General features: G+C 70.6%; 5 protein-coding genes. 4 read left to right on the plus strand and 1 reads right to left on the minus strand.

The window, feature by feature from the left end; all coding sequences use genetic code 11:
• Positions 1-77 precede the first annotated feature (77 nt).
• Positions 78-1,004 carry a pyridoxamine 5'-phosphate oxidase family protein gene (locus MFF42_RS22630; protein ID WP_238257923.1) on the plus strand — a complete coding sequence of 309 codons (927 nt, stop codon included), beginning with the start codon at positions 78-80 and terminating at the stop codon, positions 1,002-1,004.
• Between the two features lie 7 nt (positions 1,005-1,011).
• Here the strand turns inward: MFF42_RS22630 and MFF42_RS22635 are convergent, their stop codons facing one another.
• Positions 1,012-1,713, minus strand: coding sequence for a hypothetical protein (locus MFF42_RS22635; protein WP_238257925.1), 702 nt, complete (start codon positions 1,711-1,713; stop codon positions 1,012-1,014).
• Positions 1,714-2,024: 311 nt separating this feature from the next.
• Here MFF42_RS22635 and MFF42_RS22640 point away from each other — a divergent pair, with 311 nt between their 5' ends.
• The 3 genes from MFF42_RS22640 (at position 2,025) to MFF42_RS22650 (ending at position 5,188) form a co-directional block, all read left to right on the plus strand.
• Complete coding sequence (locus tag MFF42_RS22640) at positions 2,025-2,354, plus strand: hypothetical protein (RefSeq protein WP_238257927.1); 330 nt, start codon at positions 2,025-2,027, stop codon at positions 2,352-2,354.
• Between the two features lie 248 nt (positions 2,355-2,602).
• A complete protein-coding gene (locus MFF42_RS22645) occupies positions 2,603-4,717 on the plus strand; it encodes an ABC transporter ATP-binding protein/permease (protein ID WP_238257928.1) in 2,115 nt (704 codons plus the stop codon).
• Between the two features lie 87 nt (positions 4,718-4,804).
• Positions 4,805-5,188 (plus strand): nuclear transport factor 2 family protein, encoded by a 384-nt coding sequence (locus MFF42_RS22650; RefSeq protein WP_238257930.1) that lies wholly within the window; start codon positions 4,805-4,807, stop codon positions 5,186-5,188.
• Positions 5,189-5,240: the final 52 nt, after the last annotated feature.

Genomic DNA, 5,240 nt, shown 5'->3' on the forward strand with positions numbered 1-5,240 from the left:
GCCCGCGTCGAGGCGCTGCCCGGCTTCGTCGCGCTCCCGGCCTCGCCGGTGGGCTTGAACGCGGCGGGAGGCCCGGCATGAGCGCGCAGGCCGCGACCCCATCCTCGCCCTGGCACCGGGGCGAGGTGGCGATCCAGGCGCATGTCGGCATCGCCGGGCGGATGGCCGAACTCGGCCCTCGGGTGATTCGCGATTACCTGAACGAGCAGCACCGGGCGTTCTTCCCGCTCCTGTCCTTCGCGGTGCTGGGCAGCGTGGACGGGGAGGGCCGCCCCTGGGCGACCCTGCGGGAGGGGGCGCCGGGCTTCCTCCACGCACCCGACCCATTCCACCTCCGGGTGGAGACGCCCCGCGAGCCGGACGACCCGGCCGAGGCGGGACTGCAGGACGGGGAGGGCGTGGCCCTGCTCGGCATCGAGCTCGCCACGCGCCGCCGCAACCGCCTCAACGGACGCATCGAGCGGACCGGCCCGGACGGCTTCGCGATCCGCGTCGAGCAGAGTTTCGGCAACTGCCCGCAATACATCCGCAGCCGGCACGCGACGAGACCGGACGGGCCGCGCGGAACCCGGCCGCCCCCCGTCCTGTCGGACCGGCTCGACCCGGCGGCGCGGGCGCTCGTCGCCGCGGCCGAAACCTTCTTCGTCGCGAGCGACGTCGAGGACGCGGACGGACGGCGGCAGATCGACGTCTCGCACCGGGGCGGTCCGGCCGGCTTCGTGCGGGTCGGGGCGGACGGCCGCCTCACGATCCCCGATTATTCCGGCAACCGCTTCTTCAACACGCTGGGCAACCTGCTGGCCAACCCGCGGGCGGGGCTCGTCTTTCCGGATTTCGCGACCGGCGACCTGCTGCAAATGAGCGGGCGCACCGAAGTCGTGCTCGATCCGGCCGAGGACGAGCGGATCGACGGGGCGGAGCGCCTGTGGCGGTTCGCGCCGGAGCGGATCGTGTTCCGGGCCCGCGCCCTGCGGCTGCGGTTCGCCGTGGCCGATGCGGCGTAGCCGTGCCTCAGTCGGATCTGCGGCCGCAGCGGATGTAGTTCGCCTGTCCCTTGCCGCTCGTCCAGGTGAGCCGGTCGTGCTCGACGAGGAGGCGGACCTGCGAGGTCCAGCGGCGGCCGCGCTCGCTGCAATCGGCGGCCATGGTCCAGGCGCTGCCCTCGCGGCGGTTGTTGCGGAAGCGGCAGATGGTGCGCCCGGCCTTGGCGCCGTCCTCGGTGATCGTGGCGGGCAGGAAGCCGCGGCGGCGCTGGCGCTGGCCGCAGGCGACCGGATTGGGCCCCCAGATGCCGACGAAGGCCGCCCGCTCCACCAGCGGCGCGACGGGGCGCGGCTCGGCCTGGGGCACGACGGTGTCCAGCGGCGGGGCGGGCGCGGCGACCGTGAGCACCCGCGCCGGCGGGGTGGCGGCGGGCGCGGCCGGCCGCTCAGGCTCGGGCAGCCGGACCTCCGGCACGTCGATCCCGTCGGCCGTGGCCAGCCGGGTGTGCCCGGCCGGTGCCGCCACCGGCCCGTCATCGGTGAGCACGGTCAGCGTGTAGGCGAACAGGGCGCCCCAGCCCACCGCGAGGATGACGGGAATCGTGAGGCGTCGCGACAGGGCGGAAGGGGGAGCCTCCCGCGCCGCGTCCTTCCCGTCCGCGTCCTGCGCGCCTTCCGTCATCATCGGCACCGCCGTCGCCCCTTCGGCCCGTACACCCGACATCGTCATCCTAGCGTCCGAAAATACCTTTCAGCAATCGAGCCGTGCGGTCGCGATTCGCCCGGCGCACCGGCCCGCCCGCATCCTCGATCTACGCTACGCACGAAGCGCGCCGCCTTCCCGAACGCGCCGCGGTGGAGGAAGGATTCGCCCGTGCCTCGGCGTCGCTCCCATCCACCGGATGCTTCGGCCCGTCGTGGCCCGCGCGCCAGGATAGACTCTCCGAATGCGGCAGAGGCACGGCAACCCCTTCCCGCCGCAAGCGGAACCTGCCATGGTCAAGCTTGGCGGCCGCGACGGTCGTCGGCCGTACCCGCGTGATGAAACCTGTCACCCTCGCCGTTCTCGGCTCGGCATTGGCGCCCCTCCTGACGTCGCCCATCGCCCTTGCTCCCGCCTTCGCCCAGCCGCGCACGCAAACGGCGCGCCCGACCTGTGCGGAAGCGATGGCGATCGTGAAGGCGGAGGGCGCGGTGACGCTCGGCTTCGGCGGACGCCCGCCCGAGCGCTTCGTGCGCGACCGCAGCTTCTGCGAACTCAGCGAGATCGCCGAATTGCGCTTCGTCCCCACCCGCGACAACCCGCAATGTCCGATCGGCTATCGCTGCCGCGAGCCGGATTACGGTGACTGGAACTGGGACGCGAACTGATCGCGACGGCCTCGAGCCGCGTCCGGCACCGGTCCACGGTGTCGCACCCGGCGGCCCGCGGCACTGGTAAGCCGCCTCTCCAACCCGCGACGTGACGGAAATTTCACGTGACAGGCGCGGCCCCGCGCCACGTTCTCGCCACGACGGATAGCCAGGGGCGCCGCATTCGGCGATTGAACCCCGTCCGCCGGCGCGTCACCCCGAACGGGGATGGGCCAGGGCCGGAGCAGCGAGAAGGAGTGATCCGCGTGGCCGCATTCAAGAGCAGGCTCGGCATCCAGGCCGTGCTCACGGCGCTCTTCGCGCTCCTGCTGCTCGCCATGCCCGGGATCCCGAGCCCGCCGCTCTATGTCTCGCTCGCGGGCTTCGCGATGGCGGGCATCCTGATCGCCTCGAAGAATCTCTCCGCCTATCTCAAGATCTTCGTCTCGGTCTACGGAATCGGCTACCTCGTGCTCGCGGGGGCCAAGACGCTCGCCGCCATGGGCGCGCTGCCCGCCATCGTCGCGGCGCTGCTGCCGCCGGACTTCGCGGCGACCGGTTCGGTGGTGTTCGGCGGCATCGTGCTCGCCATCTCGTACTGGGCGCCGATCCGGGACATCACCCTGATCGCCGACCCCTACTTCGCGAGTCACGACGCGCCGAGCCGCGAGATCGGCATGTTCCGCCGGTTCGGACGCACCGAGGGGCAGATCGGCCGCAACCTCGTGGCGCTGTCGATCTTCGTGAACTTCGCCGACGTGGCGCTGACGCTGCGGTTCAACTTCTTCTACCGCGACATGTACAACGCGCTGCAGGAGTTCGACGCGGCCGCCTTCTGGTACCAGCTCGGCTACATCTTCGTGCCGCTGGCGATCCTCAACGTCGTGATCGGCATGTTCGACATCTACGTCGATTCCGGCCTCCAGCTCCGCTGGCGCACCTGGCTCACCCACAACCTCTACGAGCGCTGGCTCGGGCAGGGCACGCATTACCGCATCCCGTTCGTCGACGAGCACGCCGACAACCCGGATCAGCGCATCCAGTCGGACGTCAACAACTTCATCGCCCAGACCACCACCCTCTCGACCCGGCTGCTGTCGCAGGCCGCGCAGCTCGTCTCCTTCATCGTCATCCTCTGGACGCTCTCGCGCGACTTCGTGCTGCCGTTCACCGACACGGTGATCCCGGGCTTCCTGGTCTGGCTGGTGATCGCCTACGCGGTGGTCGGGACCTGGCTGACCCACCTGATCGGCAAGCCGCTCATCGGCCTCGACTACCGGCAGGAGCAGGTCGAGGCGGATTTCCGCTTCGCGCTGGCGCGCAACCGCATCTACTCGGAGCAGATCGCGCTGCTGCGGGGCGAGCGGGCCGAAACCTCGCGGCTGGCCACCCTGTTCCACGCCATCGTCGACAACTACGTCGGCATCATCTTCCGCCGCATCAAGCTGATCGCCTTCACCTTCAGCTACCGGCAGGCGAGCGCGATCTTCCCGCTCGTCATCGCCGCGCCGTCGTTCTTCGCCAAGAAGATTACCCTGGGCGCCCTGCAGCAGACCTCGAACGCCTTCAGCAACGTCCAGAACTCGCTGAACTTCTTCATCAATTCCTACACCATCCTCGCCGCCTACAAGGCGAACACGATCCGTCTCGGCTCGTTCAAGCGGGCGATGACCAAGGCCGAGGCCCTGGCCGGGGCCGGCTACGGCCTTGCCAACGGCAACGACACCGCCGGTTCCGTGACCGCCCGCGACCTGGCGCTGGCCCTGCCCGACGGCCGCGAGATCGTGCGGGCGGGCGCGCTCGACCTGCCGAAGGGGGGCGCGACCCTGCTCACCGGCCCCTCGGGCTCGGGCAAGTCGACCCTGTTCCGGGCGATCGCCGGGATCTGGCCATTCGGCAAGGGCCGGGTCGACGTGCCGGCCGGACAATCGGCGCTGGTTCTGCCGCAGCGGCCCTACCTCCCGCTCGGCACGCTCCGCGGCGCGGTGGCCTATCCGCACACGGTCGATACCTTCTCCGACGAGGCGATCCGCGAGGCGCTTCGCGCCGCCCAGCTCCCGCAGCTCGCCGACCAGCTCGACGCGGTCGATACCTGGGATCGGCGCCTCTCCGGCGGCGAGCAGCAGCGCCTCGCCATCGCGCGGGCGATCCTGGCCAAGCCCGATTGGCTGTTCCTCGACGAATCGACCGCCGCCCTCGACGAGGAGACCGAGGCCACGATCTACCGGACCCTGCGCGAGAGCCTGCCCGGCACCACCATCGTCTCGATCGGCCACCGCTCGACCCTGCTCAAGCACCACGACCGCCGCGTCGAGATGAAGCCCGTCGGCGAGGGCCGCTTCGAGCCGCGCATGTCGAGCATGCCGGCTCCGGCGGAGTAGGGGACGGACCGTCGCCGTTCGGGCATGATGCGCGGCGTGCGGCCGCACGGGGCGGCCTGATCGAGCCGTTCACGCTCGGAGCCACGCATGACCGACCTCGCGACGAACAAGGCGACCGTCATCGCCTTCTACGAGCTGATGTTCAACGCGTGCCGGCCGCGCGAGGCGATCGAGCGCTACGCCGGCGGCGACTACATCCAGCACAACCCGCACGTGGCGAGCGGCAAGGACGGCTTCATCGCCTATTTCGAGCGCATGGCCCGCGAGTGGCCGGGCAAGCGGGTCGAGGTGAAGCGGGCGATCGCCGAGGGCGATCTGGTCGTGCTGCACTGTCTCCAGCACTGGCCGGGCGACCACGACTACGCGGCCATCGACATCTTCCGCCTCGATGACGAAGGCCGAATCGTCGAGCACTGGGATGTGCTGCAGATCCTGCCGGAAGACTCCGCCAATCCGAACGGGATGTTTTGATACGGTTTCCGGTCGATCGCTTCGGTCGCCGTCGCTCCTCTCCTCCCCCTTG

It is taken from the genome of Methylorubrum podarium (assembly GCF_022179745.1).
Classification (GTDB): Bacteria; Pseudomonadota; Alphaproteobacteria; order Rhizobiales; family Beijerinckiaceae; genus Methylobacterium; species Methylobacterium podarium.